Raw genomic sequence first — 25,514 nt, 5'->3', positions numbered from 1 at the left:
TTGTTATTTGACTATCACTTTCCCCACCATTCCACTATTAAAATGATACCTACATATCAGTTCATATGTACCAGGGCTTTGTGGTTTTACAGTAATGGTTTTTTCTTTTCCAGGCTGGACTTCAGCGTCAATTCCGAGCTTTTCTACTGTGAAGGTATGCTCTTTCTGACCTTCATTTTTTAATATCAACGTTGTCGTTTTTCCACTCGGGATAGTGATGGTTTCTGGATTGAAGTAATCATCGTTCAACTGAACCTCCACGGCTTTCTGTCTTACCACGTCAGATTCAGCCAAAACGCTGGGTGAACCTGGAGTTATCACAACCATCATCATCGCAAACAAAACGACGAATCCCGTTAACCAGTTTTTCATAAACATTTGCATTCACTCCTTTCATAAGCCATATTCTTTTCCAATTCATAAAATAATATCACTATTTTTTGTGAATGAAGTATTACTTTTCCTTAATCTCAGTTTCTGAAAAGCGCAAATAGTTATGAACGCTGAGAGAAGCGTGAGGGCTAAAAGAAGAAAATAGCAGGCGTAATCAGGAGTGGATAATTTTTATGAAAAGAGCCTCTCAATTAGGTCTCTTAGTTAAGTTACCTAACTTTATAAAATAGTATTGATACTAATAGAACGGTTACAATCATATTCTTATAAAAGAAAACAATAAAAAGGAGTGTCAAGTTAGTTGATAAAAGCTAAGGTTAGTTTACGGCCTATTGTTAGTAAAATAAATTTACCTACCGTGTTGAAAACAGCTATACTTCCTGGTGACTCATTTGAAAGCTTATTTATTGCAACCCAAGTAGGAGAGATCTTTTACATAAGAGATGAAGCTATACAGACTTTTTTAGATATTCGCTCACGAATCATAAAATTAGGTACGTCTGAACCAGGTGTTTCCCGGGGAGGATATGATGAACGAGGATTGCTAGGGCTAGCGTTTCATCCAGAATTTTATTATAACGGTCTGTTTTATCTTCATTACTCAGTAGCTGGAACACAAGGACCAGGTGCCCTTTCCGAACATTATAGGCCTAACCCGTGTGATCCTAAAACTTCAAACTTAAGGTGGATAAATAGAGAAACTAAATATGATCATATTGATACAGTGGAAGAATGGGTTTTCCAACCAAATGCTCAGCCTCAAAAAAGACGGACGTTACTTAACTTAAGAAGACCATTTTTTAATCATAATGGTGTCAACAGCTTAAACTTTTCACCTGAAACTGGAAAACTTATCTTTACAACTGGAGATGGTGGATCAGGCTATGACCCCTTTAACTTAAGTCAGGATGATATAGAAATTTACGGGAAAATAATTGAAATTGATGTAGGTAAGAATACATTTATCCATAATCCACCCGTAGTCACACGCTTTAGTGAACTCTCCTCACCTATTCAGGAAACTCTTACGCTCATTGCTAAGGGTGTTCGCAATATAACGGGTATTTCATTTCAAAAATTTTATAATCAGTACATCAAATATGTGGGAAATGTTGGACAAGATGTAGTAGAGTCGATTTTTTCATTTGTTCATTATAAGCCAATACCTGTTCCTCAACTTGTTCAAGCTTCTTTAATGAGAGCTAAACCCAGCCAAGAAGGATTTATTAACCTTGGCTGGCGGGGATGGGAAGGAGATTTTCCGACTTCGTTTATAAAAAGGTGTTCTGAAAATCCGGCCTTGGATGAGAAAATAATTGCTTATTACAATGAAGCGGTAAAAACTTCAGTGAGACGTCTTCAGCCTTTAACAAGTTATTTTCACAAAGATCCCCGCCCCAATAAATTTGGAGGGACCTCCCTTACAGGAGTTCAGCCATATATGGGGAATAAAATCCCTAGCTTAACAGGAAGCGTTATGTTTACGGATATTGCACAGTTTAAAGAATCTCAATCCCCAGTTAGAGGAGTTTTAGCTTATACCAGAGCAGGTACAGATTGTAAGTTAAATGATTTTAGTGTTGTGGAGATTGATTATAATTTTGGTTCTCAAGCAGCTTACTACGTTAGTTTGGGAACGAACCTGGATCAAACCAGGCTTTATTTAGGAGTGTATGGCTCTATGAAAGTGTCTGACTTTAATCAAGGTACTGTTTTTGAAATTGTTCCATGATTTATATTTATAAAATTCGACTGGATATCGATTTTCTTCCAAAAATCATAGCTTAATTTTTTCACCAGCTATTTTATAAGAATGAACAAATGAACTTTCTAGAAAATAAAAAAGCCTTTAATCAATAAAGCCCATAAAAGATTCATTTTATGGGCTACAGTACATACCTTTAGAAAGATAAAGAAATTTATCTTAACGGATATAACCTATTCCTGTAAAAGTAAATGCGACTTATTAGTCCTCTCTCTTAATTTCTTCATATATTCCATGTAAGAGTTGATATATCAGACAATGATCTAAAATAATGTAAAAACAGTTAACGGAGGTGAAATTCATGTACTTTTTAAAGTCTCTTTCAAATGAAGTAAAATCTGCGCAGCTTTTTTTTCATAGACTATCTAAAACTAAGCAGCTTGTATCAGGCGCTCTTTTCGCCAGCTTAGCAGCCCTTTTTCAATCAGCAGGAGGTTTCTTACCGGGAATAGGAATTTTTATTAGTCCCTTCTCTACTGCACCCATTCTTTTTTGTTTTACACTTTCGCTCCCTCTAGGATTTATTACCTATATACTAACAAATCTGCTTCTTCTGATTATCCAGCCAAGTGAACTTATTATTTTTCCTTTTACAACAGGAATGTTGGGAATGGGCATAGGAGCTTCTTTTTACTTTTTTAAAAAGAGATTATACATTGTTGTAAGTGGTGCCACTCTATTAACTGTTGGGATTATTACCTTATTGTACGGTTTCAAATTCCCCGTACTAGGTCCCGTGATTTCTAAAAATTTTTCTCTTTCTACTACTGGTTTAATTTTTGTATTTACTTTCCTTTATAGTTGGATTTGGGTTGAACTCAGCTTAGCTTATTTTAAAAAATTAAAAACATTTATTTCCTAGTGAATCTACAAATTAATCCCGTAACAGAGATAACTCGTTAAAATAATGGAGAAATCGCAATCAGCTTTTTAGAAGAACGTCAATTAGGACAATCTCATCTAAATTTTGTAAGGCTCTTTTCATTATATTTTCAAATTCAACTAAATTATTTGCCTGTTCTCCTTTAATTCCAAAGCTTTTTGCCAGTTGAACAAAATCTGGGTTTGTAAAAGTTACTCCATAGCTCTTACCAAACTTTTTATTCATCATTTCCTGCTCTATTCTTAATGTAGAGTCGTTTAAAACAATAATGATGAATGAAAGCCCTAAGCGTTTTGCCGTCTCTATTTCAGCAAAATTCATTAAAACTCCTCCATCTCCAGTAATACAAATAGCTGGATCATTAGGGCAGGCTAGCTTAGCTCCAATTGAGCCTGGTAGAGCAATACCCATGGAAGCTAGACCATTTGATATAATGAACCTGTTAGGGTTTTTAGGTTGATAAGTTCGGGCTATAGATACTTTATGAGCTCCCACATCTGAAATCACAATTGTTTTCTCTGAAGAGAGCTTGTCAATAATATGCAAGATATTCTCGATTGTTAAAGGCAGTAAATTACTATCTATCTTTTTCTCTTCAATGTGATAAGATTGCTTAATTTGTTTCTGGAGATTACCAGAGGGAATCCATGGTTTAGAAGGAATATCAAGCTGATTGAATACTCGTAAAGTCTGCTTTATATCTCCAACCAATTCGACCTCTATAGGGTAATATTCATCTATTTCTGCCGGTAAAGTATCTATATGTAAAATTGGTTTTTTTTCCGTGTTCCATTCTTTGGGTAACTTTTCGACAAAATCAAATCCAATTGCAATAAGTAGGTCAGCTTCCTTTAAGCCTGCGAGCACCTCATCTTTTTCATTAAATCCAAACGCAAAGAAATTTTGCGGATGATTTTTAGCCAATACACCTTTAGCCATATAACTATGGGTAACCGGTGATTGAAGGCGTTCAATAAATGGCTGAAGCTCATCCACGGCTCCCTGTCTAACAGCGCCGTTACCGATAATCACAAAAGGTCTCTCATACTGTTTAATAAGAGTATTGGCAGCCTGAATGGACTCCAATATAGGTATGCTTACGGGTATAGATGTAGGTAAAATAGGTTTAATGGGAACGATTTGAGTTGCTAAGTCTTCTGGCAATTCTACTACTACGGGTCCTGGCTTTTCCATTTGTGCAATTTTAAATGCTTTTCGAATAATCTCAGGAAGCGTTTGTGCATCTTTTATCTGAACACCCCACTTCGTTGCCGGTTCCACCATTTTGATAATGTCCATATACTGGTGCGAATCTTTATGCTGCCTTCCCAAAGCAACCTGTCCTGTTAAAGCAACAACAGGAGAATGGTCTAGCTTTGCACTAGATATACCTGTCAATAAATTAGTAGCTCCAGGGCCTAATGTTGATAAACATACCCCTACTTTGTTTGTTAACCTTCCGTATACATCTGCCATAAAAGCAGCTCCTTGCTCATGCCTCACATTCACGAATTGAATCTGTTTAGAGTTGGATAAGGAATCAATAAAATCCAAGGTCTCTTTACCGGGTATTCCGAAAATATATTCAACTCCCTCATTTTCTAAACATTGAACAAGTGTATCCGTCACTTTCATATTGTTCGACCTCTCTCTAGATAGTATTCTGACAAGCTTATGTGAAAGGAATAGCTCATTAATCTTTATCGTATTTTTTGAGTTTCAGCTCGAAAAAACCCCAAACATATGCAAGAAAATCCTATTCACTAACTATTGTTTATAGTGTTGCCATTAGGTTCTTATGTTAAAGACATTTTTTAGAGAATGTATAAATAATTGAATGAGTCAAAAAAATCGAAATGAAATTAGACCTCAATAACGGTTTCTTTGTTAGCGAACAAAAAAAGGCTTTATTTTCTCTACTATAACCTTACAGAAAGGTATCTTCTGTAACCCTTCCTCTATGTTGGCTGATTGAAAGTGTAGAGATACCCTATAAAAAATTACTATTAGAATGTAACATTTTGAGGAATGTAAAAAATCCCATATACAAATAATAAGGCGCATACTCGTTTAAATTGAAGGGAGCGTTTTTATGAAAAGATTATTAATGGTGGGATTTATGTTGTTATTCTCACTAAACATGCTGGTTGAATCAAGTAGTGCTCGTGCTGAAACACAAGAACATCGTATTAGTCAATCTCAGGTAAAGTTTGAAAATGAATTCAGAAGACTTTGGATGGATCATGTACTGTGGACAAGCAATTATATTACAAGTGCAACAACAGCAGGGTCAGAAGACCAAAAACAGGTGTTGACAAGATTATTAAAAAATCAAGAAGATATCGGGAATGCTGTTAAGCCGATATACGGAGAGAAAGCTGGGAATAGACTTACGGATTTGCTTAAGGAACATATTGTGATTGCTGGCAAGATTGTAGATGCAGCTAAAGCGGGAAAGAACGTCTTAGTGAATCAATTAAACAAAGAATGGTATAGAAATGCTGATGATATAGCAGCGTTCCTTAGCCAGGCCAACCCTTACTTAAAAAATGAAGACTTGAAAAAATTACTGTATATGCATCTAAAATTAGTGACAAATGATTTATCTGCAAGCTTAGAAAAAGATTGGGAGGCAAGAATCGTTGCAATTGATGAAGGAGTATCACATATTATCTTAATGGCAGATACTATATCTGCGGGAGTTGTGAAGCAGTTTCCAAAGAAATTTAATAAATAATTTTGATAATATCCAGTATTATTTGAAATTTCTTCATAAAACACTGCATCTGTAAGGGCTCTTTTGCTCGATGACTCTAAGAAACCTTAGGTTCACTAAAAAGGTACACGTAGATATTTTGCATAAAGCATCATAACCAAAGGTTTATTAAATTTAAACACTGGGTATTATCAAATCAAGACGATGTGTTAAGAGTACCGCCCGTGCATAGGGTGTGTCCTTCTCTATTCTATAAAAAATGGCGCCTAAAACGGCGTCATTTTTTATGTGGAAACAAGTTTACGGATTCTAGTGCGAAGGTTGTATTTATATGAAAAAGGTATATAGATTTCTATCTAATCGAATGTATTTTTACGCCACTATTCAAAATTTTTTTGAGTGAACTTCCCTTTCTTTTGGACAGACAGCTCCCATTATGCTCTCGCATCTAATTTAGGTTCATATTTATGAATTCAATACCTTTAATGATTGTGTGAACAGTGGCTAATACTCAACTTCTATCATTTCCATGTTTATTTGAAGTTTTTGCACGAGAACCTCACTATGATGTTATAGTCATACACTTGTTACATTTTAATGGAATGAGTGATGATAAAGAAAGTTAAAAAGATCAAATTAATTTAAGTTTAAGATGTCTCCATTGGGATAATATATAAATAAGCTAGATTTAATGATAATCTGGTTTATTTTCTACATTTTAGGAGGCAACAAAAAATGGAACACGGTAAAGTGAAATGGTTTAATGCTGACAAAGGTTTTGGATTTATTGAGCGCGAAGGTGGAGAAGATGTATTTGTTCACTTCTCAGCTATTCAAGGTGAAGGCTTTAAATCCTTGGATGAAGGGCAAGAAGTGACTTTTGATATCGAAGAGGGACAACGTGGACCACAAGCGACAAACGTAAATAAAGCATAAGAAACCATACTAAAAAACAGACTCTATTTTCAGAGTCTGTTTTTACTTAAAAAGATTTTTATATCAACACTTATTCATCAATAATTATAGTTCGTGTTTTTTTAACTCTTCTTCAAAGAAAAAGGTACTTGGGTATTTATCGACTGTATAAGAGTATCTTTTCATGTTTTTTACATAATGACTTTTTAAGATTGTCACTAATTCATTCGATACTCTTATCGTTACTACTTCTCCATTACTAAATATTTTCTCACTCATAGCCATTATCCTTTCTCGCATCAAAAATAATCAGGGATTATTTTCTATATGTTTTTTTACGGCCTACTGTTTCTTTTCTCCCTCTATTTCTCTTACGTTCTGTTTTTGCCTTTTTATTACGAAGTGGTGCCACTTCAGACAATTGGACAGAGGTCATATTTGATTCTTTTGTTAAGAGCTTTAAAGTGGCTGACAGTAAAGAAACAGAATCCACTTCTTCTAATAACTTTTCCGCCATTGGCTTGTATTCCACAAACTCCCCCTTGTCGATAGCGGCCAAAACCTGGTGAATGATTGCTTCCTGATGCCCTGCCATTACCTCACTAGAAGTAGGAGGTGATTGTCTAGACATTTTGGTTTTCGTGACATCTTCGATCACTTTTAAGTGATTACGTTCTCTTGGAGTTATAAAGGTAACTGCCAATCCCTTAGTACCTGCCCGTCCTGTTCGGCCAATACGATGAACATAGCTTTCAGGGTCCTGAGGAATATCAAAATTGTAGACATGGCTAACACCTGTAATATCAAGTCCTCTTGCTGCAACGTCGGTTGCAACCATAATCTCAATCGTATGATTCTTGAAGTGACGAATTACATCGGCACGTTTGGATTGCGTAAGATCTCCATGAATGCCTTCTGCTGCATACCCACGCTTTTTTAGCCCTTCAGCAAGTTCATCCACACGTTTTTTTGTGCGTCCAAACACAATAGCAAGGTCTGGTGATTGAAGGTCTACGAGATTACAAAGAACATCAAATTTTCGATTCTCTGAAATTTCCATATATTGCTGCTCGATGTTCTTTACCGTTAACTCCTTCGCTTTTACTTTTACGAGTTCAGGATCGTTCATAAATTTCTGGGCTAGACTTTGTACTTGCTTCGACATGGTTGCTGAAAATAGTAAGGTTTGATGGGGAGAAGAGATGCCGCCAAGAATCGTTTGGATATCTTCAATAAAGCCCATATTTAACATCTCATCTGCTTCATCCAGAACAGCTGTACGAATATGATTTAAACGAATGGTTCTTCGCTTCATATGGTCCTTAAGGCGCCCTGGGGTTGCCGAGATAATATGCGGTCTGTTTTTAAGGGCTTTGATCTGACGATTAATATCCTGACCTCCATAAATGGGCAGCGTTTTAACTCCTTTTACCTGTCCAATTCGGTTTAACTCCTCTGCTACTTGTATAGCCAGTTCACGTGTCGGTGCTAAGACTATTCCCTGAATCCCTTCTTCACCAAGCTCAACCCGCTCTATAAGAGGAATGCCAAAAGCTGTTGTCTTTCCAGTACCGGTTTGAGCTTGTCCAATTAGATCTTTACCCGTCATAGCTATCGGAATGGATTCAGCCTGAATCGGCGTAGCCTCTTCAAAACCCAAGTTATGAACTGCCTTTTCAATGGCCTTGCTTAAATTAAAATCAGAAAATTTTTTCATTTTTTTGTGCTCCTTCTCTTACTTAAATTCAGAAATGAAAAAAGTACTCTTTAACCAGAGATATTATTTATTCATTTCTGCGTATTGGAAATCAGAGTTATTATTCACGAACATCTTATTTTAGCGTATCTATACAAGGCGAATTCATGCCTTATTTTATCCGCGCTTACGTGTATTTATAAATTTTTATAGGGTCTATAAAGTGTGGTTTAATTTAGAAAGATATGGTTCTCACTATTTCTTTTTTAAAAGGTATACTATTTAGGAGGAGGGATGATGTAGTTATGTATTATAACCATAGGAAGAAAAATCAAGAGCCCTTACCTAAAGAACAAATAGAGATTTGGGAATGTGAATCAGAAGAATGTAATGGTTGGATGAGAAAAAATTTCTCTTATCAAAAACACCAAAAGTGTCCTTTATGTGGCCATAAAATGAGAACAGGAGAACGGCTTTTAGATGCGTCTCCTAATCCCCATCAAAAATAATTTATATCCGTCTGTTGTAAAAATCTATAAAAAACTTACGGCACTTCTTTAACTGAAAGTAAACTTCTTACCAAACAAACATGCCATATTTGCTTTGTATTTCTAGTGTATGGTTAACTAGTCCATACCTTGTACCTTCGTATTATCCAAAAATCAGCCTTAAAACGCTGGTTTTTCTATTATAACGAGATTTTAAAATAAGATATAATATATCTTTTGCGAGCTACTGAAATCAAAAGTAAAAAAAAGACTCCTAGGTGGAGTCTTTTTTACTCATTTTAATTATGCTACTTTATGAACGTTAGCAGCTTGTGCTCCACGTTGGCCTTGTTCGATGTCAAACGTTACTTTTTGACCTTCTTCTAATGATTTAAAGCCTTCACCTTGAATAGAGCTGAAATGTACGAATACATCGTCTCCGCCTTCAATTTCGATAAAACCGAAGCCTTTGTCTGCATTAAACCATTTTACTGTACCTTGTTCCATAATATTGCCTCCTGGTGTGGAATCTCCACACTTGTATTACTACCCTTGTCCAACCATACTATCTTAAGATGAAAATTTCTGTGGAAGAGATTTCTCTTCTCTCAATCCTACACCGAACAAAAATAATTAACCTAAGCGTAACACACAGAACGGAAGATAGCAAATACAGAAAAATAGATAAAATTCAAGGTGGAAATATATGTATCTTATTAAGAGCTAATTTAAGGTTTACTAGCAGTACGTAAATTCAATGGACTTTCACCATTTTTGCACCTCTGTAGATTACTTACAAAATAATAAGCGCATTAAGAAACCTGCTGTTTTTGGGTATATGAAATTTTTCATAAAATTGATATCTTGGGCATAATACAGGATAGACACTTGGTAGAGGGGGGATTGTGTGAGACTGAAGGATGGAAACTTTTATACAGACAGTAGAACGAATAAGGTATATAGATTAAATGAAGATAACAAAGGAAGCTGGTACCTGAGTACTCATGATGATGAAGATAATAATCAAATGTCAAGAACTTCAGGGCGTAACATGATGAAAATGTTAAAGAGCTTTTATAACAAAGTGAACGACAGTTGAAAATGTACAGCTCTGGAAAACAGCATAAAAAATATAAAGCTAGCTGTGTTAAGCTAGCTTTATTTCTAATTTATAGAGCTAGTTATCATAATGTTTTTTAGGGATTAAGCAACAATACTAACAAAAAATTTTTAGCCTTGTCATTGGGAATCACCCATTATTTAATTTCGATTGCAGAAGCCTTGTTGTCCCAATCCGACGCCATAATACCATTTCTATATTGTTTTTTGAAAAATCATCTATAATTGATATTGTTTTAATCTCATATTGAGATATATAATAAAAACAAGAAAAAGAAAACGCTTTCTATATTTAAATACATTGTTACTTCTCAAACTATAAGGAGGATTTAAAATGAGCCAAGTGGAAAGAAATTCTAAAGTGCAGAAATTAGTTGAGTATCAAAAATTCAATGAAGAAGAAGTTTCGAAGATGACAGATCCGCAGGTTGAATATTATCACTGGCTCTATTTTGATGATTCCGCTTATGATTATATGTAACTCAATTATAAAATAAGAAAAAAGCACAAAAACGTTTGGTTCCAACGGGTTTGTGCTTTTTTCGTTTCTTTAATTATGCGATCACTGGTTTTTAGTCCCATTTCCTGTGACAACAAAGTGAGGGCTGTCTTCCTTCCGGTTGAAAAGTCTCCAGAACTCACTATATTCATCGTCTTCTGACGTATCCGGAAATACCTCCAATAAATAACCTTGAGATAAAAAGATCTTTAGCCCTCCTACTTCGTCCGATTCAACTCTTTCTACAATCGTGTGTTCGTTTATATCTTTTATAATCGATTCAATTCGTTCTCTGCTTTTTCCCTTCTCTTACTTCGCTGATTGTCTTTATAAATTCACGCTCAGTTACTCCTAGATAGGAGTCGGAGCGACGAACATACACAATTCTGAGGTTTCTGTAAGGCTCGGGTATTGAAAAGAGTTGTACTAATCCTTCCCTCTCATATCTTTCCGCTAATGACCGGGCTATAAGTGTCACACCAAGACCAGAAACTACTGTCCCCATAATCGTTTCAAGTGTAGCAAATTCCATGATTTTTGGTGATACTATTTGTTCGTCTTGTAACCACTGCTGTAGTCTTTCTCTATATTGGCAGCCTTCATTAAATAAAATGAATGGTAAGTGCAGTAACTCTTTGGCAGACTGAATCTGCTTCTTACCTTTTTCATTTGCACTGCATACAAGTACAATTTCTTCATCAAAAGCCGGAATTTGATCAAGCGTTGACACATTTACTGGTTCTGCTACAAATGCCCCGTCTAACTGGAACTTAAGAACTTTCTCTATTAATTGTGTACTTACTCCTGATACTAGAGAAATATCCACATTTTTGTGCTTATTATGATAGGAAGAAATGATTTCAGGAAACCCTACTACCGTTTCAACTAATCCAATACATAATGATCCAACAAGGTTATGCTCATCTTGAAATGCTTTCTGTATTTCATCCATCAGCCGCATCATTTGTTCTCCATACGTTAAAAGTTTTCGACCTTCTACATTTAATGTCATTCCGCGTCTGTGACGATGAAATAATGGGTGTCCAATTTTTCGTTCAAGAGACCGAATGCGTGCTGTTACATTTGGTTGGACATAACCTAGCTTATCAGCGGCAAGGCTTACACTGCCGTATTCTGCTACAGCCATGAATATGCGTATATCTTCTACTTCCATAAACATCCTCCTTTCCACTTACATTTATTTAGGTATTAATAATAGTGATATCTATAATCATTTATCATTATTTTACAAGATATCAAGCTCTAGATAAAATAATGACATCCGAGTGCTACTGCAATTATTTAGTAGCAATTACGTAAAGTTCTTAAAATGAGGTGACTGAAAGGAGGAAATCTGATTGTTTTATTTACTATTGTTTCTTGCCATCATCTTGGAGGTAATCGCAGTATTTTTTCTTAATCTTACAAATGGATTCACAAACTTTGTTCCTACTGTTTTTGCCATATTATTTTATTGTTCTTCAATTGCTGCTTATATGCTCCTTAACGCCAAAGGTGAAGTAGGAGTAGCAAGTGCTTTGTATGCTGGAGGAGCAACCGTAATTGTTGTGGTCACAGGTATTATCTTTTTTGATGAAACTATTTCCTTATCTAAAATTTTAGGTGTTTCTCTTATTATAATTGGTGCAGTTTCTCTTAAAATTAAAGAGAGCTCTAAAGAAAGGATGACAGCGTAATGGGATACGTATTTTTAACGGTTGGCTTAATTTTAGGCATTGGAGGGCAAATGTGCGTAAAACTATCCAAAGGTTTTAGACAAACTGTTCCCACAATAGGGGCATTTCTACTCTTCATTGCTTGTATTTATTTTATTTCTCTAACGACACACTATTTTGAAATGGGCGTCGTTTTTGCTATATGGGCAGGGCTGACGATTGTTAGTACAACGCTGTTAGGTATTTATATATTTAGGGAATCAAAAAACAAAAGAAAGATTATCTCGGTTACTCTTATTATTACAGGTGTTATTATACTGAAAGCTTTCTAATAAAAATAAGATAAATAAGGCCCTTACTTAACTTACAAGTAAGGGCACCATAGAAGGAGTTAAAAACAAGGAGGTATTGGTCATCGACCGTCCATTGCTATAGTTGGTTATTGGTAAATAGTAACAGTGTAATGGGTCATTGGATTATTGGTTTTATCACTTGCCATCACAATAGTACTTTGAGTACACTAAACATTCTCCTTCTATGCCTTGAAGGGAGTCTCACCTCTTCAAGGGTTAAAAATATTTATCTCCATCAAACTCTAACTCTATTTGATAGTTTTTAGCGTTAATTAAATTTGATAATCTATTTGCTTTCTTTTCAACCTCTAGCCCTCTTAGACGATATTCTTCAGGATCAAATGTAGCCACTTTAATAATGGATACCCCTTCTCCGTAGTAAGGATATTCTTCTTTAGATGATGAACCAAACTCCTTATATTTTCTTGCTTTAGCACGTAATTGAGTGGCATATTCAATCGCTTCTACAATTGTTAGTTTGTGTTCATTATAAGTAATATTATTTTGAATATTGGCTTGATACATTAATTTATCAAGTAGACGCAAATCCTTTCGAATGTCCTCTAAATCCTGTTCAACATCAGATAGTGATCTAGCCTGAGGAGGAATCTTCTCCCCTTTTTCGATCTCTACAAATGCAACTCGGTCCATCTCTTCTTCTAATTCATGTATTCGTTTTGATAATACACTTTTCAATTTCACAGCCTCTGCTAGAGAAATCTTAGACATAGATCAAAGCTCCTTTATCCATAAACTTAATTTTTACTATTTTATTGTTCTAATACCTTTTCATAATAAGGAGGTGTTGTGCCACTTCCGCCATCCCCTGAGACACTGCTGCGATCTACTTTATAAGACATTACATAGCGTCCTTTTTGTTTACCTTTAGTCCAGTTTTCTTCAAACGTCACTAGATAAAACTCTTTATTTAATTTTTTAGCACGAGTTTTTCTTTCGATTTGATACCCTCCAAAAGCTCCTTTCCATGTTCCAACTTTAGCAGGAAATAAATCAATATCTGTTCCTTCACCACTTGTCGCAAACTCTATGGCATCTTCTTTCGTAAATGGCGGAAGGCTAGGTGATAGCGCTTCTAATATACTCCAACTGAGAAGTGAAAGAATAAGAGGTATAATTAGCAATACCTTTGTACTTTTTTCCCTGTCAATTCTTCTTTCTACCCACCAATCTATACATGCATATAACATAGCGGCTGCCATCCCGTAATAAGACAAATGTGTATCTTGAAAAAACAAACCGTTAATTAAGCCTAATATGCCGTGGAAGAAGACAAATAGCCACCTCATGTTGGGAAGCCATTTCTTTCGAATAGCGTCCAGTATAACTGAGACAAAATTTCCATATACAGCAATAACGGCCCCTACATAAAAAAGATATACAAGGAACCACCCTACCATGTCATTTCCAGTATGATACGATAGTTCTTCTCCGTCAGTTAGTTGTTGAATCAGACCTGTTATTGTCAAAAGGTAAGCTAAAATAAAGCTTGTAGAAAGAGTTGTTATCGTCTTTCTCAAAATCACATAATCTTTTTCACTTTCCATAAAGGGTACCTTTTTCTACTTATTTCTATATATTTTATATTAAACCATATTTCTTCATATAAAGGTGACTTACAAACAAAAAATTGTGATTGATACTAATTGTTTTAGTGGCTTTGTTGTAGTAAGTCGTTAATCACAGAAGTACATATATTAAACTGATTTGTGTTAGACTGTTACAAGCTTAATACTTTGAAAAAGAAAGGCTGAAAAAAACATGACACAAACGAATACAGCATTTCGTGATGCGCTTATCAAATCACTGCGAGGTGAAAGAGGCCATCTTCCGACGATTAACGCAATAACTGATATTAATATAGAGCTTGCTTCACATAAACAAAAGGAATTACCTTATTCTATTTATCAATTAGTGAAGCATATGAGCTATTGGCAAGACTTTTTACTTGCCCTTGCTAAAGGAGAAAACCCTGAAAGACCGAAAAGTGTAAGTGAAAGCTGGCCTGAACACCCTGCTCCGGTTGATGAGGAAGAATGGAAAAAGACAATCCAGCATTTTTGTAATGGAATTGACGAAGCATGTCACTTAGCTGATACATTAGCAATCGAAGAACCTCTGGATGCTTGGCCAAGTGAAACCCCAGGGGGATTACTGCGTAATATTGCTTCTCACAATAGCTATCATCTAGGTGAAATTGTCATTATGAGAAGGTTAAACGGAGCATGGCCACCGCCAACAGGAGGCTTTCCTGCTTAATAAAAAACGATTGAAACACAATGATTGGCAGAAACAAAGCCCTAAGAAGCGTCAATTAAACACTTTTAGGGCTTTATTTTAGTTATGTACTATTACCTTCTGTTTTATCTATAAATCAATCGATTACTGAATTCGATTTTCAGTACTCTAAAAATCTTTGTCTTCGTGCAATTAGTTACCTATAAGAATAATGTGTCGGACAAAACAAGTCTTCTTCTGCATTTCTGACAATTGAAAAGTGTCCAACATTGTAATGACCATGTAAACTTTCACTATGATGCTTTATAATTTGTTCCGTACTTAAACCTGTTATGGTTCGCTGTTGAATGCCCACTCCATTGATCGTAGCTGTTTTGACTGCACTATCTATACAGTGTTGTCTCTAAATTTATGACAAGCTCAGTGAGCAACTTAACGAATGTTCTTTGCCCCTTGGTCTTTTAACTAGTTCTCCTCCACAGTTAGGACAAATATACATCGCGTTTTCACTACATTTATCACAGAATGTACATTCATGAGTACAGATATAAGCGACAGAGCTATTATGGAGTTTCTTATTGCACTTTTCGCATGTATTTCTCATTTCTAAAGCCATTAAATCCCTCCTTTTGATATAATTAAATTGTATTGTATAAATTTCTATTTTCACATATCTATTTTATTGTATTACTAATTAATAGCTTTAATATTGACGGAAAATTCATTATTTTAATTTATAATTTAAAGCGGGGTATGTTTTATGGATGAAATTGATCAAAATATATTACTATATCTACAAGAGAATGCTCGTTTGTCCGTTACACAGTTGGGAAAGCTGGTTGGCTTATCTACCCCTGCTGTTAATGAAAGAGTAAAAAAACTTGAAGAAAAAAACATAATAGATGGATATAGAGCAACAATTAATCCTGAAAATTTTAATAAACCTGTAACAGCTTTTATTTTATATAGCAATACAAAATGTAAGCAATTCGTAGAATATTGTAAAGAACACCCTGAAGTTATCGAATGTCATCGTTTGGCAGGCCAATATAACTATCTAGTAAAAGTTTTAACTAATTCTGTTCAATCTCTTGAAGCATTTATTGATGAATCTATGGCTTTTGGAGAGCCGTCTACATTGATTAAACTTTCCTCACCAGTTGTTTATAAAGCAATAAAGTAGATTAATAATCTACTCTTTTTTATTACTGAATCTATTCAAGGTAATTCTATTATAAGAAGAACATGTTCTGTTGATAGTCACCTTTTTAACTGACCAGCTAGCAGAATTAGAAGTGTATAGAATTTACAATTGCAGTTACCATACTGTCTGTTCTCGACAGGTATTTTTCTATACGTTCATATGTTACAATAGAGTAAGAACATAAATTAAAATTATATGGTCTCTTTGTACCCTGGGTTTCCTTATAATGGAAAGAGGTACTTTTATGAATATACTTGAAATAAAAAAAACGCTTTATACTCTGATTCAATATGAGGATAGCGCTATTACTCATACCATTCCTCAAGTACTGGAACTGTCGTATTGTAAAACATCTAAGATTTTTCAAATCACTACACTTACGGATCAAAAAACCTTAAATTATAACGATTATGATATAGATAACGCTTCTGAAGCTTTATACAAGATCTTAAACTGAAGAAAGCGATTCAATGATTCTTCTATCTTTTATTTAACAAACGTGCAATTGCACAATATACTATTTTAAACAAAAGAAACTCCTGGTATATGTTCAGGAGTTTCTTTTTTGTTTTTCTAATGTATACAGGATACAAATCTAATTTAAAAAACTCACCTAAAGATATTTAAAACAGCACGAAAACGTACAGATGATGCCACTATTCCTTTAATTAAAAAATCCCTCTAAAAGGTTTAGCACCACCTAAAGATTCATATAATATGTATCTTTAAAATTGTAAAAGTTGCTTTGGTTATTTTCATTTTACAGGTTATTTACTAGAAGTGATTCCTAAAAAATGAAGTGCGTTTTTTACGGTAGCCATTGTCGGGGTAGAACCTAAATTAATACCTAGCTGTACAGCAGAGCGAGATAATTCTGGTCTTAATCCTGTTAAGATACATTGCACTCCAAGTAGTGACATAACGCTATTAATTTTAAAAAGATGCTCCGTTACAATTGAATTCAATGTATAAATACCAGAAAAGTCTATAATTAAACAATTTATATTTTGTGTCTGCACTTTTACTGGAACAGCCATTAAAAGTTGGTTTGCTCTTTCCTCATCTATGGATCCTACTAAGGGAAGTACAGCGATTCCCTCTAAAAGAGGAACAAGGGTTGTAGACAGTTCATTTATTTGCTTTATTATTTCTTTTTGTCTTGTTTCACTCTCTTTTTTTACCGTAATATCTCTCACATAGGTTTGGATTACTTTTTTATCTCCCAGCAGCAAGGGATGACAATATAATTCAACATTAACAGTTGTCCCGTCCAATCTAAATATGGTTTCCTCAATAAGCTCTGCTGGACGTTCATAAGCAGATTGGATTCTTTTCCTTATTGCTGCTTTAGATGTTTCTTGAAATATATCTAAAGGACTTGCACCTATGATATCTTCCCTTTTTCCTCTAAAAAAATGTTCAGCTGCGTGGTTAACATATATAATCTTATGATTTGAATGAATAATGAGTGGATCTAACGCATATTCAATGACTTCCTGATAATCAATACCTGAAATGTTTTCATTCATAATTTTCACTCCTTAATATGAAGGTTAGACTACTATTTCCAATTTATCAAGGGTTCAATTGCTTGTTTAAGATCTTAAAAAATGATAATAAAGTTTCCTTTGAAGTTATAAATAAGAAATAGTAAGAAAATAGAAGATTATAAGGTCGTCTGTCCTTTACAGAACAAAAATAAAAACAGCCCTTAGAAATGAATTCAAGGGCCCTCTCTGCATTTATTTAAATCATACTTTCTTACGAGTTAAATCATGGTGTAAGGCTGTATCAGGAACTGTAGGATTAGGATGATTTTTTTTCACTTCAAACGAGAATTCTTTTTGATGACCAAATATATTAATTCTTCTTTTAGATCATTTACAGAGTTTTGTCTTTTCCTCTTTTGCCCTTTACCCTATTCTCATTTGAATGAATCGTTTGATCTCTATTTCTTTTTCTTCTACTAAGAAAATAGATAATAAAACCTACTAAAACTAATAAAGTAATTAGAAGGATACTTGTAGGAAAGTATAACGTCCCTATGTGGATACCAAAAAATTGAATCATTACCCTTTCACCTCCATATGAGAGTAGTAAACGACTCAAGTAATATACTTTTCGTTCAGTATCTTTCCGATTCATAAACCCTTCGTACAGAAGAACAAATATTATATATAAAGCAACATGCTAGTATGATTTACTAATACTTCTCGATCACTTAGTTTCTTCGAAAGTTATTGCAAGGAAAAACCATTACACATCTTTTTTTGCAATAATGATTATACGTTCTTGTTTCATTTCACCGACACACTGTTTAGCTTCTTCTTGGGTTAAACCTAACGAGGCCATTTTAGAATGAAGTTCATCTTCACGAGAAAATAACTTATTAACTGCAGATTCAAAAACTCCTTGTTCAGAACCTCGATATTCTTTTGTATTTGTTGTATTTGTTAAATATTCCGAGCGCTCTTTATTATAAGTCAATAAATAAATTTCACTTTTACTAAACCCGTTAGCGAAAAGCTCTTCAATAAACTTATTTGCCTGACCACTATTTTCTGCTACTTTAATTTCCTTCACTATTTTCTCCTCCTCTATCCCCATAGAATATGTCGTTCTACTAATAGGTGTATCCTTCAGCAGCCAATTAAAACCAATTTATTCGGATATGGGATAAAAGACTATAAAAAATCATCTAAATATTGTATAAAATGGGGTAAATTATCTACTTCTAAGAGAATAAAATATAGACTTCTTTTCCTTTTTAGAAATATGGAAAGAGAACTTTTTATGTAACCTTGAAAAAATTCCCCCTCTGACAATAGAGGGGGAATTTTAGTTAACCTTTCGCTAAATCTAACGCTTTATCTGCCTTTTTTAAATCGTGATTTACTTGTTCTTCTACATCATAGGCATGATACATCTCATTATCAATCATATATTGAGCAATCTTTTCATGAAGCTCAATGGCTTTATCTAATTGCTTTTTTAATACCTTTCGTACTTCGGGTGTCGCTGTTTCCGTAAGCGCTACAGCATATGTTCGTACACCATTCTTAGCTGATAATAATAAATCGGTCGCAATAGCAAGATCGTCTAACGTTTTAGTAAGAGTACTTTTAGTGGCCATTTTTCTACCCCTCCTATTTATTGAGCTTTCTTTAAGATTTTTTTCAATTCTTTAATCGCTTCAGTAGATGTTTGAACATCTTCTTCAAGAATTTTTTTTAATTCCTCATCCTCTACCAATTCCAACATCGCTGTTCCTTTTGTTACACATGATGTTTTAAGCGTTAAGATTTCATGAACTTCTAGCGTTTCGTGCATAGCTAGTCCCTTTGCCATGTTTGCATCCTCCTTGTCATTTTTTTGACTTGTGAATTATATTCCCAAATCATTTCCATTTAAACAAGTATTCATTATTTTTTAAAAATTTTAGAAAAAGAAACAGGAATATTAAAACTAACAAAAATAATCACCTGTTTTTGCAATTGACCTTCCATTGTGTTGCAGAATAAATCCCTTTAGGTGTAATATGTAGCCCTTCAATGAACCTTAAATTGTAAGTCTTTCTTTCTAGACCTTTTTAATCGTTCAAAATTGGGTAATACATTTTGTAAAAAGGTGTGATTTTATTAATTTTTTACATATTACCATCAAGGCTGTTGTTCTCTCTTTTGTTGGTGTTATATTCAGGGTAATTTACGGTCAAATAATTAGAGAAAAAGATGTTCAAATAGAAAGTCTTATCGGTCTTTTCATCGGTTTTTTTATTGGGATTTTCTTAATTGCCTGCTTTACTGATTATCGTAAAAAGAACAAAAATAATAAATAAAATAACCAAGTTCGTTTGCGCCACCATTTCAATTAAAAAGTGCGTTAACCCGGCTTTGGATTAACGCACTTGATGGTTACGCTTGAAACCACAAAACTCAATTTTCTATAGAATCTAAACATCCTTTTAAATGCTGAAATGAGGATCCATTTGGACGGAAAGAGTAAGGGTGATTAGTAAATTCAGGGTGCGCATTACACTCAATTACCTTCTAGGCTGATGATTTTTCTGATGACTTATTGCCCGGTGCAAACCAACCCAATAGCGCGATACCAACTAAGACTCCATAGAAAATCAGGGTCCAAATGGTGCTATGAGGAAAATGAGGATCTAAGACACCAATATCTTTATGTGCAAAAGTAATAACAGCAAGTTTCACACCTACCCAGGCAACAATGGCATATGCTGTCGTTTCTAGGGCAGGTCGTTTTTCAAGGAGTTTTACAAACCAGCTTGCTGCAAACTTGATTAAGATAAGGCCTGCAACTCCTCCAAGAACTACAACTGCAAACTGCCCTCCGTCCATCCCACCGATTTCTCCAAACTGTGAATCAGGAAGTCCAAGAGCTATGGCCACTGCAGCTAAAATAGAATCGATGGCAAAAGCAAGGTCAGCTAACGCAATTTTCCCAACTGTCGGCCAGAACCCCTTTCCAGCAGACTCCTTCTCATCATCATCATGAATATTCTCATTATGTTTCCCAAACCGCGCCTGAATGACATGTTTCAAACCTAAATACAGAAGATAAACTGCTCCTACGGCCTGTATCCACCAGACGTTGGCGATAAATGAAATGGCAAAAAGAGCTCCAAATCGAAAAATAAATGCCATAAGAATTCCGTAATTAATCGCTCTTTTTTTCTGATCCTCGGGTAAATGTTTAGCTATAACTGCTAGTACGAGAGCATTATCAGCTGATAATAATCCTTCTAACCCGATTAGAATCAATAATGCCCATACGTATTCCAGCCAAATAGATTCCATCCGCTTTTCTCCTTTCCAAAATGTAAGCTGTTATGCTAAAAGTTTTGTTTACAATAGAATAACCATATATGCTGCAGTAAACTCTAAAAGATAAAATTTTCATTTTTTTAACACTAATCAACAATTGAACATCTCTTAAGATAAACATAAATACGAATTCCAGTATGTCAGTAAATAGTTTATGTCAACATACTTACATAGGTTAGAAAGTCACCTTATTATTGTTATGCCCTTTCCCTTTTCTCAAGAAGTACCTGTGAACAATAAAAAACCAGCTGTAACATATTGGTTAATATGTTACAGCTGGTTTTTATAGTGAAATAAGAAAATTAATTAGGACTAATCCCTACCCAAAAAAGATCCACTAGAGCCTGAGCCGTTTTTTCAGGGCCCCCTAATTCTGTAATTAATTCTTTTTTGTTCCGAATCATTGTTACCGTGGAAAATGTATGCGCAAGCAATCTAGGACTTGCTACGACGATTTCTCCGCTGTTTGCAGCTTGCTTGAATACATTCTCTAATGCCTCATGTATCGCTTTCTCCGCTTCACGAATTTCATGAATATGACCTTCTGTAAGCGAAGAAGTCGCTTCTTGCAATAATGTTTCAAAATCAATATGCGGTCTTTTTAAATGATCTAATGTTACCTCATATAATCTGTGTTTTAGACCATTGGAATTTTGTAATAATTTCTCCGTTTGTTTTGTAATACGTTGAAACATGCTTGATACCGAAACTGTAAACAAAGTTGCTTTATTTTTAAAATAGTAGTAAACGCTGGCCTTGGTCACATCGCTTGCTTCAGCCACTTGCTCCATTGAAACTTTTTCGTATCCATATGCCATAAAGAGATGGGCAGCTGTTTTTAAAATTTGCTCTCTTGTTATATTATTTTCAGTTGTTATTTTAGGTCTGCCAGGCTTTTTTTTCGGTGTCTGATTCGTATTCATAAGGGCCCTCCTTCTAGTTCAAGAAATTGGCACATTTAAACTAGTTGATTAATTAACCTTCTGGTATATATAATTATTGAAGGTTCTATATATATTGTAATAGAAACAAACAGATTTGGAAATGAGGGAGAATTAATGAAAGAATCACCTTTAGCAACATTCAGTCGATTGATGACTGGAAAAGTGAGTCGTTGGGTTGTTATTGCCGTATGGATTCTGGCAACTGCAGTTCTAACGATTGCTTGGCCTGCCGTTAATAAAACGGAAGTGAACAATGCACCAAACTTAAGTGAGAATTCACCTTCCGTAGAGGCTGAAAATCTCATAAAGAAAGAATTCCCTAACTCTTCAGGGGTTCCTGCCCTGCTTACATGGCATAAAGAATCGGGTTTGAATACCGATGACTTAAAATCTATTCAGCAAGTGGCGGCAGATTTAGAAAAGAAACCATTAGAAGAACAAACGTCTACTCCACCTTTGCACAAATTACCGTTAGCAGCTTTACAAAAAATGATTTCGAAGGACGGTACAACGCTTGTACAGCCCATTTTCTTTAAAGAAAACGTTGAAACGGATGTACTAGAAAAAAATCTAGACGCGATTAAAAAACAAGTAAAAGAACAGGTTTCATATGATTCTTTTGCTACAGATATCGATGCAAAAGATAAGCTAAGCACGCGTGTTACAGGACCTGTAGGAATTCAAGTAGATGCAACCAGCTTATTTGAAGGAGCAGACGTTTCCTTACTAATCGCGACAGTTTTATTAGTCTTAATTTTACTTCTTGTCATTTATCGTTCCCCAATTTTAGCGATTATTCCTTTAATCGGTGTAGGTTTTGCCTATGGGGTGCTGAGTCCGATTCTCGGTATTTTGGCAGATAAAGAATGGATTACGGTTGACTCGCAGTCCATATCCATTATGACGGTCTTGCTATTTGGAGCAGGAACAGACTATTGTTTATTTTTAATTTCTCATTATCGCGATGAGCTTCGCAAAGTAAAAGATAAGAGACAAGCACTTATTAACGCCTTTAAAGGTGCTTCAGGTGCTATAGCTATGAGTGGATTTACAGTTGTCATCTCTCTTCTGGCCTTGATTGTAGCAAAATACGGTGCTTACCACCGTTTTGCAATCCCTTTTAGCTTATCTATTCTAGTTATGGGATTAGCAAGTTTAACACTTATCCCTGCCCTGCTTTCGGTTATGGGAAGAGGTTCTTTTTATCCTTTCGTCCCTCGTACTCCTGAAATGGAAGAAGAATTGGCGAAAAAGAAAGGAAAACCGGTGCGTGACCGAAAAGAGAAAAAACGTTTCGGGAATTGGATTGGTAATGTGGTTACGACTAAACCATGGACAATCATTGTAGCTTGTCTAGTCTTTTTTGGAGCTTTATCCATTTATTCTAGTCAAATCAAGTACACGTATGATATATTGTCTTCTTTCCCTGAAGATATGCCTTCTCGTGAAGGGTTTGCGGTTATCTCTGACGCATACTCTCCTGGCGAACTGGCGCCAGCACAAGTAGTTATTGATACGGAAGGAAAATCAATAGATCTAGAAAAAGCATTAAAGAAAAATGATCTTATTAGTACCGTTTCTGCACCTCAAAGTGGTAAAAGTAATAAGAATTTAAAAGTATATGACGTCACGTTTAATATAAATCCATATAGTATAGAAGCAATGGAAGCTATTCCAGACTTGAAAGATGCAGCAGAAAAGGCACTATCGCAGTCAGGAGTTTCCAAAGTGGAATCCAAAGTATGGATTGGCGGTCAAACAGCGACGCAATATGATACGATGACGGTTAGTGATAAAGACAACAGTATCATTGTCCCGCTAATCATTATTTTTATATCGTTGCTGCTATTGGCTTACTTACGTTCTATTGTAGCTATGCTTTACTTGGTTGGAACGGTCATCTTGTCTTACAGTGCAGCTTTAGGGTTAGGCTGGCTCATCATTCACAACATCATGGGGGCAGATGCTATTCAAGGAGCGATCCCTTTATACGCGTTTGTATTCTTAGTGGCGCTTGGTGAGGATTATAATATCTTTATGATCTCAAGCATCTGGCAGAAAAAGAAGCACATGCCGTTAAAACAAGCCATTAAAGAAGGCGTAAGCGAAACAAGCGGTGTGATCACATCCGCTGGAATTATTTTAGCTGCTACCTTCGCGGTTCTAGCAACACTGCCGATTCAAGTTCTCGTTCAGTTCGGAATTATCACGGCTTTAGGTGTTCTGTTAGATACATTTATTGTGCGACCATTCCTTGTACCTGCGATCACGACGGTTTTAGGAAGGTTTGCTTTTTGGCCAAGCAAAGTGGAAATGGTATCAGAAAAAGAGAAATAAGTATTTAAACAAAGATGTTTTATAGGTAATTTTCCATATAGCTTCACGGATGTAGAAATAAGAAACTGGAAAATATCACAAAAAAAGAAACCATAATTGTCTTTCAAGCAATTATGGTTTCACATAAAGCTCCATCTAGTGGACGTAATCTTTCCTCTAGGAACTAAATAATTCAACCAGTTCATGGCTAATACTAGGGCTGGTTGAATTTATAAATTTCTCGTATGTAAAGTTATTTATCCAGTGTTTTTTATCAACATGTTGAGTTGTTACGATTCTTATAAGCTAACGTTGATTATTCCCAGTAGATATAAAATACCAAATGCCGCTCCACATATTGCATTGGCAACCACTCCCCATTTTACAGACTTCATAATGACTAAATGTGCTATTTCCAAGCTCGTCACCTCCTCATAATATAACCTTTATAAGTGAACGCATTTATTGTGTAAACAAGCTACAAACATTTTACTAAATTATTCATATTGAACACTTCCTACATATTTAACGCGGTTAATCTCGTCGTCATCCCTGCTTTTTGTATGTTCAAAATCGTAAAGTAAAATCAAACTGTTAGCATTAGTAGGTAAGGCATCTCCGTATTTTTCAACAAAGTTAGGAATAACTACATCATCGTACGAACAACCTTCTAGTAATTGTGAAAGTTTATGAACCTCAACATCCTCATAGTGAGCTTCACTGAAATCTTCGTCAAAGTACTCAATATTAAAGTCCTTTTCGAATTGTGAAGGTATAGCGTCTCCGTCTTCTGTGTAAGCAATCAAAAGATAATTTTCTAGCTCTTCAATAGACGAAAATTTACCAACCCATAAAGATACGTAACTTATCTTCTCCATACAATCAACCTTTCTAACAAACATTTTTTTCAATCATTTATCTCTACACTAACTTTATACGAATTGCCCATCAATTAGGTAACTTAGTCTGTTCAATCTCCCACTACGATAACTTCTCAAACAAAATCCCCTGGTTTTTATTGGTTATCATTACTATAATAAGAAGAATAACAAATAGTGTATATTGCGAGGGTGACGGAGAATTTATGATTAAAGCTTTTAGCGCATTTTTACTGACTACTATCATTTCTTTTGTTGTAATGGTTGGCGCTCTACTCATTTGGGTGACCATGCAAGGAAATCATATAACCAATCCTTCAGATGGAGATGGATTAGGATTTGCAGTGGCATATGGCGGAATAGCAGCTATCCCCATTTCGCTTGCGATAGGAGTCTTTGGTGGAATTATTGGTTATTTAAGAGATTAAAAATCTAGAGTGAAATTTCAAATGCAATTTGTGAAACTAACTAGGTAAATACAATTATTGGATTTGAGTCAATAATTTGGACACAAAAAAGTTAAGTCTTAAGCTGTTTTTTTTATTTGATCCTCAATTGCTTGA

29 protein-coding genes and 1 pseudogene are annotated in these 25,514 nt (G+C 35.0%); 14 read left to right on the top strand and 16 right to left on the bottom strand.

All coding sequences use genetic code 11. The annotated features are described in order from the left end of the window. Positions 1–3: 3 nt before the first annotated feature. The gene (locus ACFX4E_RS25935) at positions 4–378 is read right to left on the bottom strand and encodes a cupredoxin domain-containing protein (RefSeq protein WP_098333454.1); all 375 of its coding nucleotides are present in this window, start codon (positions 376–378) and stop codon (positions 4–6) included. 316 nt (positions 379–694) lie between these two features. Between ACFX4E_RS25935 and ACFX4E_RS25930 the strand changes: the two genes are divergently transcribed. Both ACFX4E_RS25930 and ACFX4E_RS25925 read left to right on the top strand, forming a co-directional pair. Continuing rightward, the gene (locus ACFX4E_RS25930; RefSeq protein ID WP_377580014.1) at positions 695–2,125 is read left to right on the top strand and encodes a PQQ-dependent sugar dehydrogenase; all 1,431 of its coding nucleotides are present in this window, start codon (positions 695–697) and stop codon (positions 2,123–2,125) included. Between the two features lie 334 nt (positions 2,126–2,459). Then, on the top strand, positions 2,460–3,020 hold the full coding sequence (locus ACFX4E_RS25925) for a hypothetical protein (RefSeq protein ID WP_323599998.1): 561 nt from the start codon (positions 2,460–2,462) through the stop codon (positions 3,018–3,020). A gap of 60 nt (positions 3,021–3,080) precedes the next feature. On the opposite strand, the gene ACFX4E_RS25920 is transcribed toward ACFX4E_RS25925, so the two are convergent. Then, positions 3,081–4,676, bottom strand: coding sequence for an acetolactate synthase large subunit (locus ACFX4E_RS25920; protein WP_377259333.1), 1,596 nt, complete (start codon positions 4,674–4,676; stop codon positions 3,081–3,083). Between the two features lie 457 nt (positions 4,677–5,133). Between ACFX4E_RS25920 and ACFX4E_RS25915 the strand changes: the two genes are divergently transcribed. Next, on the top strand, positions 5,134–5,778 hold the full coding sequence (locus tag ACFX4E_RS25915; protein ID WP_377259336.1) for a glycosyltransferase: 645 nt from the start codon (positions 5,134–5,136) through the stop codon (positions 5,776–5,778). A 714-nt stretch (positions 5,779–6,492) separates the two neighbouring features. Further along, the gene (locus ACFX4E_RS25910; RefSeq protein WP_016766383.1) at positions 6,493–6,693 is read left to right on the top strand and encodes a cold-shock protein; all 201 of its coding nucleotides are present in this window, start codon (positions 6,493–6,495) and stop codon (positions 6,691–6,693) included. 295 nt (positions 6,694–6,988) lie between these two features. Here the strand turns inward: ACFX4E_RS25910 and cshA are convergent, their stop codons facing one another. Further along, complete coding sequence (gene cshA / locus ACFX4E_RS25905) at positions 6,989–8,389, bottom strand: degradosome RNA helicase CshA (protein WP_330533382.1); 1,401 nt, start codon at positions 8,387–8,389, stop codon at positions 6,989–6,991. Positions 8,390–8,673: 284 nt separating this feature from the next. Between cshA and ACFX4E_RS25900 the strand changes: the two genes are divergently transcribed. After that, positions 8,674–8,877: a cold-shock protein gene (locus tag ACFX4E_RS25900; protein WP_043981801.1), complete on the top strand. Its 204-nt coding sequence runs from the start codon at positions 8,674–8,676 to the stop codon at positions 8,875–8,877. 282 nt (positions 8,878–9,159) lie between these two features. Here ACFX4E_RS25900 and ACFX4E_RS25895 read toward each other — a convergent pair whose 3' ends face one another. Next, complete coding sequence (locus tag ACFX4E_RS25895) at positions 9,160–9,363, bottom strand: cold-shock protein (RefSeq protein WP_013056405.1); 204 nt, start codon at positions 9,361–9,363, stop codon at positions 9,160–9,162. Between the two features lie 400 nt (positions 9,364–9,763). Between ACFX4E_RS25895 and ACFX4E_RS25890 the strand changes: the two genes are divergently transcribed. Continuing rightward, complete coding sequence (locus ACFX4E_RS25890; RefSeq protein ID WP_028410030.1) at positions 9,764–9,955, top strand: hypothetical protein; 192 nt, start codon at positions 9,764–9,766, stop codon at positions 9,953–9,955. Between the two features lie 354 nt (positions 9,956–10,309). Continuing rightward, positions 10,310–10,456 carry a BH0509 family protein gene (locus ACFX4E_RS25885; RefSeq protein WP_013056404.1) on the top strand — a complete coding sequence of 49 codons (147 nt, stop codon included), beginning with the start codon at positions 10,310–10,312 and terminating at the stop codon, positions 10,454–10,456. Between the two features lie 298 nt (positions 10,457–10,754). Here the strand turns inward: ACFX4E_RS25885 and ACFX4E_RS25880 are convergent, their stop codons facing one another. Next, a complete protein-coding gene (locus ACFX4E_RS25880) occupies positions 10,755–11,648 on the bottom strand; it encodes a LysR family transcriptional regulator (RefSeq protein ID WP_098333460.1) in 894 nt (297 codons plus the stop codon). 184 nt (positions 11,649–11,832) lie between these two features. On the opposite strand from ACFX4E_RS25880, the gene ACFX4E_RS25875 reads away from it, so the two are divergent. Further along, on the top strand, positions 11,833–12,171 hold the full coding sequence (locus ACFX4E_RS25875; RefSeq protein ID WP_377259339.1) for a DMT family transporter: 339 nt from the start codon (positions 11,833–11,835) through the stop codon (positions 12,169–12,171). Continuing rightward, entirely contained in the window at positions 12,171–12,482 is a 312-nt protein-coding gene (locus ACFX4E_RS25870) for a DMT family transporter (protein ID WP_028410020.1), read from the top strand. The genes ACFX4E_RS25875 and ACFX4E_RS25870 overlap by 1 nt, the downstream gene beginning before the upstream one ends. A gap of 237 nt (positions 12,483–12,719) precedes the next feature. On the opposite strand, the gene ACFX4E_RS25865 is transcribed toward ACFX4E_RS25870, so the two are convergent. Both ACFX4E_RS25865 and ACFX4E_RS25860 read right to left on the bottom strand, forming a co-directional pair. Further along, a complete protein-coding gene (locus ACFX4E_RS25865) occupies positions 12,720–13,232 on the bottom strand; it encodes a DIP1984 family protein (RefSeq protein ID WP_016766374.1) in 513 nt (170 codons plus the stop codon). Between the two features lie 41 nt (positions 13,233–13,273). Then, positions 13,274–14,068, bottom strand: coding sequence for a hypothetical protein (locus ACFX4E_RS25860; RefSeq protein WP_377259342.1), 795 nt, complete (start codon positions 14,066–14,068; stop codon positions 13,274–13,276). A 214-nt stretch (positions 14,069–14,282) separates the two neighbouring features. Here ACFX4E_RS25860 and ACFX4E_RS25855 point away from each other — a divergent pair, with 214 nt between their 5' ends. Continuing rightward, complete coding sequence (locus tag ACFX4E_RS25855) at positions 14,283–14,780, top strand: DinB family protein (RefSeq protein WP_098333462.1); 498 nt, start codon at positions 14,283–14,285, stop codon at positions 14,778–14,780. Between the two features lie 175 nt (positions 14,781–14,955). On the opposite strand, the pseudogene ACFX4E_RS25850 reads toward ACFX4E_RS25855, so the two are convergent. Both ACFX4E_RS25850 and ACFX4E_RS25845 read right to left on the bottom strand, forming a co-directional pair. Continuing rightward, positions 14,956–15,159, bottom strand: a pseudogene (locus ACFX4E_RS25850) (cysteine hydrolase); the annotation flags it as partial. A gap of 9 nt (positions 15,160–15,168) precedes the next feature. Further along, on the bottom strand, positions 15,169–15,375 hold the full coding sequence (locus ACFX4E_RS25845; RefSeq protein ID WP_081085204.1) for a DUF1272 domain-containing protein: 207 nt from the start codon (positions 15,373–15,375) through the stop codon (positions 15,169–15,171). Positions 15,376–15,519: 144 nt separating this feature from the next. Between ACFX4E_RS25845 and ACFX4E_RS25840 the strand changes: the two genes are divergently transcribed. Both ACFX4E_RS25840 and ACFX4E_RS25835 read left to right on the top strand, forming a co-directional pair. After that, positions 15,520–15,942, top strand: a complete 423-nt coding sequence (locus tag ACFX4E_RS25840; RefSeq protein WP_377259345.1) for an Lrp/AsnC family transcriptional regulator — start codon at positions 15,520–15,522, stop codon at positions 15,940–15,942. A 265-nt stretch (positions 15,943–16,207) separates the two neighbouring features. Further along, positions 16,208–16,420, top strand: coding sequence for a hypothetical protein (locus ACFX4E_RS25835; protein WP_016766369.1), 213 nt, complete (start codon positions 16,208–16,210; stop codon positions 16,418–16,420). A gap of 310 nt (positions 16,421–16,730) precedes the next feature. Here the strand turns inward: ACFX4E_RS25835 and ACFX4E_RS25830 are convergent, their stop codons facing one another. The 6 genes from ACFX4E_RS25830 to ACFX4E_RS25805 form a co-directional block, all read right to left on the bottom strand. Further along, positions 16,731–17,492, bottom strand: a complete 762-nt coding sequence (locus tag ACFX4E_RS25830) for a PAS domain S-box protein (RefSeq protein ID WP_098248853.1) — start codon at positions 17,490–17,492, stop codon at positions 16,731–16,733. Between the two features lie 727 nt (positions 17,493–18,219). After that, positions 18,220–18,546, bottom strand: coding sequence for a YflT domain-containing protein (locus ACFX4E_RS25825; protein WP_028410015.1), 327 nt, complete (start codon positions 18,544–18,546; stop codon positions 18,220–18,222). Between the two features lie 259 nt (positions 18,547–18,805). Beyond that, positions 18,806–19,096, bottom strand: coding sequence for a spore coat protein (locus ACFX4E_RS25820; RefSeq protein ID WP_013056394.1), 291 nt, complete (start codon positions 19,094–19,096; stop codon positions 18,806–18,808). Positions 19,097–19,113: 17 nt separating this feature from the next. Next, a complete protein-coding gene (locus ACFX4E_RS25815; RefSeq protein ID WP_016766364.1) occupies positions 19,114–19,311 on the bottom strand; it encodes a hypothetical protein in 198 nt (65 codons plus the stop codon). Between the two features lie 701 nt (positions 19,312–20,012). Further along, positions 20,013–20,786, bottom strand: a complete 774-nt coding sequence (locus ACFX4E_RS25810) for a TerC family protein (RefSeq protein WP_016766363.1) — start codon at positions 20,784–20,786, stop codon at positions 20,013–20,015. A gap of 329 nt (positions 20,787–21,115) precedes the next feature. Further along, the gene (locus ACFX4E_RS25805; RefSeq protein WP_028410014.1) at positions 21,116–21,736 is read right to left on the bottom strand and encodes a TetR/AcrR family transcriptional regulator; all 621 of its coding nucleotides are present in this window, start codon (positions 21,734–21,736) and stop codon (positions 21,116–21,118) included. Between the two features lie 135 nt (positions 21,737–21,871). On the opposite strand from ACFX4E_RS25805, the gene ACFX4E_RS25800 reads away from it, so the two are divergent. Beyond that, positions 21,872–24,094, top strand: coding sequence for an MMPL family transporter (locus tag ACFX4E_RS25800; RefSeq protein ID WP_377259348.1), 2,223 nt, complete (start codon positions 21,872–21,874; stop codon positions 24,092–24,094). A gap of 476 nt (positions 24,095–24,570) precedes the next feature. Here ACFX4E_RS25800 and ACFX4E_RS25795 read toward each other — a convergent pair whose 3' ends face one another. Continuing rightward, on the bottom strand, positions 24,571–24,951 hold the full coding sequence (locus tag ACFX4E_RS25795; RefSeq protein WP_098332615.1) for an immunity 22 family protein: 381 nt from the start codon (positions 24,949–24,951) through the stop codon (positions 24,571–24,573). Between the two features lie 206 nt (positions 24,952–25,157). On the opposite strand from ACFX4E_RS25795, the gene ACFX4E_RS25790 reads away from it, so the two are divergent. After that, positions 25,158–25,379 carry a hypothetical protein gene (locus tag ACFX4E_RS25790; RefSeq protein ID WP_028410011.1) on the top strand — a complete coding sequence of 74 codons (222 nt, stop codon included), beginning with the start codon at positions 25,158–25,160 and terminating at the stop codon, positions 25,377–25,379. Positions 25,380–25,514 lie beyond the last annotated feature (135 nt).

Source organism: Priestia sp. YIM B13491 (genome assembly GCF_042787605.1).
GTDB classification, from domain to species: Bacteria; Bacillota; Bacilli; order Bacillales; family Bacillaceae_H; genus Priestia; species Priestia megaterium_E.
The sequence above is the reverse complement of the archived record's forward strand: the minus strand, read 5'-3'. Positions and strand labels throughout refer to the sequence as shown.

Coding starts and splice junctions, on each gene's coding strand:
- ACFX4E_RS25920 (WP_377259333.1), bottom strand. CDS start 4,676: ATGAAAGTGACGGATACACTTGTTCAATGTTTAGAAAATGAGGGAGTT.
- ACFX4E_RS25830 (WP_098248853.1), bottom strand. CDS start 17,492: ATGAATGAAAACATTTCAGGTATTGATTATCAGGAAGTCATTGAATAT.
- ACFX4E_RS25885 (WP_013056404.1), top strand. CDS start 10,310: ATGAGCCAAGTGGAAAGAAATTCTAAAGTGCAGAAATTAGTTGAGTAT.
- ACFX4E_RS25870 (WP_028410020.1), top strand. CDS start 12,171: ATGGGATACGTATTTTTAACGGTTGGCTTAATTTTAGGCATTGGAGGG.
- ACFX4E_RS25815 (WP_016766364.1), bottom strand. CDS start 19,311: ATGGCAAAGGGACTAGCTATGCACGAAACGCTAGAAGTTCATGAAATC.
- ACFX4E_RS25915 (WP_377259336.1), top strand. CDS start 5,134: ATGAAAAGATTATTAATGGTGGGATTTATGTTGTTATTCTCACTAAAC.
- ACFX4E_RS25910 (WP_016766383.1), top strand. CDS start 6,493: ATGGAACACGGTAAAGTGAAATGGTTTAATGCTGACAAAGGTTTTGGA.
- ACFX4E_RS25925 (WP_323599998.1), top strand. CDS start 2,460: ATGTACTTTTTAAAGTCTCTTTCAAATGAAGTAAAATCTGCGCAGCTT.
- ACFX4E_RS25935 (WP_098333454.1), bottom strand. CDS start 378: ATGTTTATGAAAAACTGGTTAACGGGATTCGTCGTTTTGTTTGCGATG.
- ACFX4E_RS25840 (WP_377259345.1), top strand. CDS start 15,520: ATGGATGAAATTGATCAAAATATATTACTATATCTACAAGAGAATGCT.
- ACFX4E_RS25795 (WP_098332615.1), bottom strand. CDS start 24,951: ATGGAGAAGATAAGTTACGTATCTTTATGGGTTGGTAAATTTTCGTCT.
- ACFX4E_RS25800 (WP_377259348.1), top strand. CDS start 21,872: ATGAAAGAATCACCTTTAGCAACATTCAGTCGATTGATGACTGGAAAA.
- ACFX4E_RS25805 (WP_028410014.1), bottom strand. CDS start 21,736: ATGAATACGAATCAGACACCGAAAAAAAAGCCTGGCAGACCTAAAATA.
- ACFX4E_RS25820 (WP_013056394.1), bottom strand. CDS start 19,096: ATGGCCACTAAAAGTACTCTTACTAAAACGTTAGACGATCTTGCTATT.
- cshA (WP_330533382.1), bottom strand. CDS start 8,389: ATGAAAAAATTTTCTGATTTTAATTTAAGCAAGGCCATTGAAAAGGCA.
- ACFX4E_RS25845 (WP_081085204.1), bottom strand. CDS start 15,375: ATGGCTTTAGAAATGAGAAATACATGCGAAAAGTGCAATAAGAAACTC.
- ACFX4E_RS25900 (WP_043981801.1), top strand. CDS start 8,674: ATGTATTATAACCATAGGAAGAAAAATCAAGAGCCCTTACCTAAAGAA.
- ACFX4E_RS25880 (WP_098333460.1), bottom strand. CDS start 11,648: ATGGAAGTAGAAGATATACGCATATTCATGGCTGTAGCAGAATACGGC.
- ACFX4E_RS25865 (WP_016766374.1), bottom strand. CDS start 13,232: ATGTCTAAGATTTCTCTAGCAGAGGCTGTGAAATTGAAAAGTGTATTA.
- ACFX4E_RS25835 (WP_016766369.1), top strand. CDS start 16,208: ATGAATATACTTGAAATAAAAAAAACGCTTTATACTCTGATTCAATAT.
- ACFX4E_RS25895 (WP_013056405.1), bottom strand. CDS start 9,363: ATGGAACAAGGTACAGTAAAATGGTTTAATGCAGACAAAGGCTTCGGT.
- ACFX4E_RS25810 (WP_016766363.1), bottom strand. CDS start 20,786: ATGGAATCTATTTGGCTGGAATACGTATGGGCATTATTGATTCTAATC.
- ACFX4E_RS25855 (WP_098333462.1), top strand. CDS start 14,283: ATGACACAAACGAATACAGCATTTCGTGATGCGCTTATCAAATCACTG.
- ACFX4E_RS25860 (WP_377259342.1), bottom strand. CDS start 14,068: ATGGAAAGTGAAAAAGATTATGTGATTTTGAGAAAGACGATAACAACT.
- ACFX4E_RS25790 (WP_028410011.1), top strand. CDS start 25,158: ATGATTAAAGCTTTTAGCGCATTTTTACTGACTACTATCATTTCTTTT.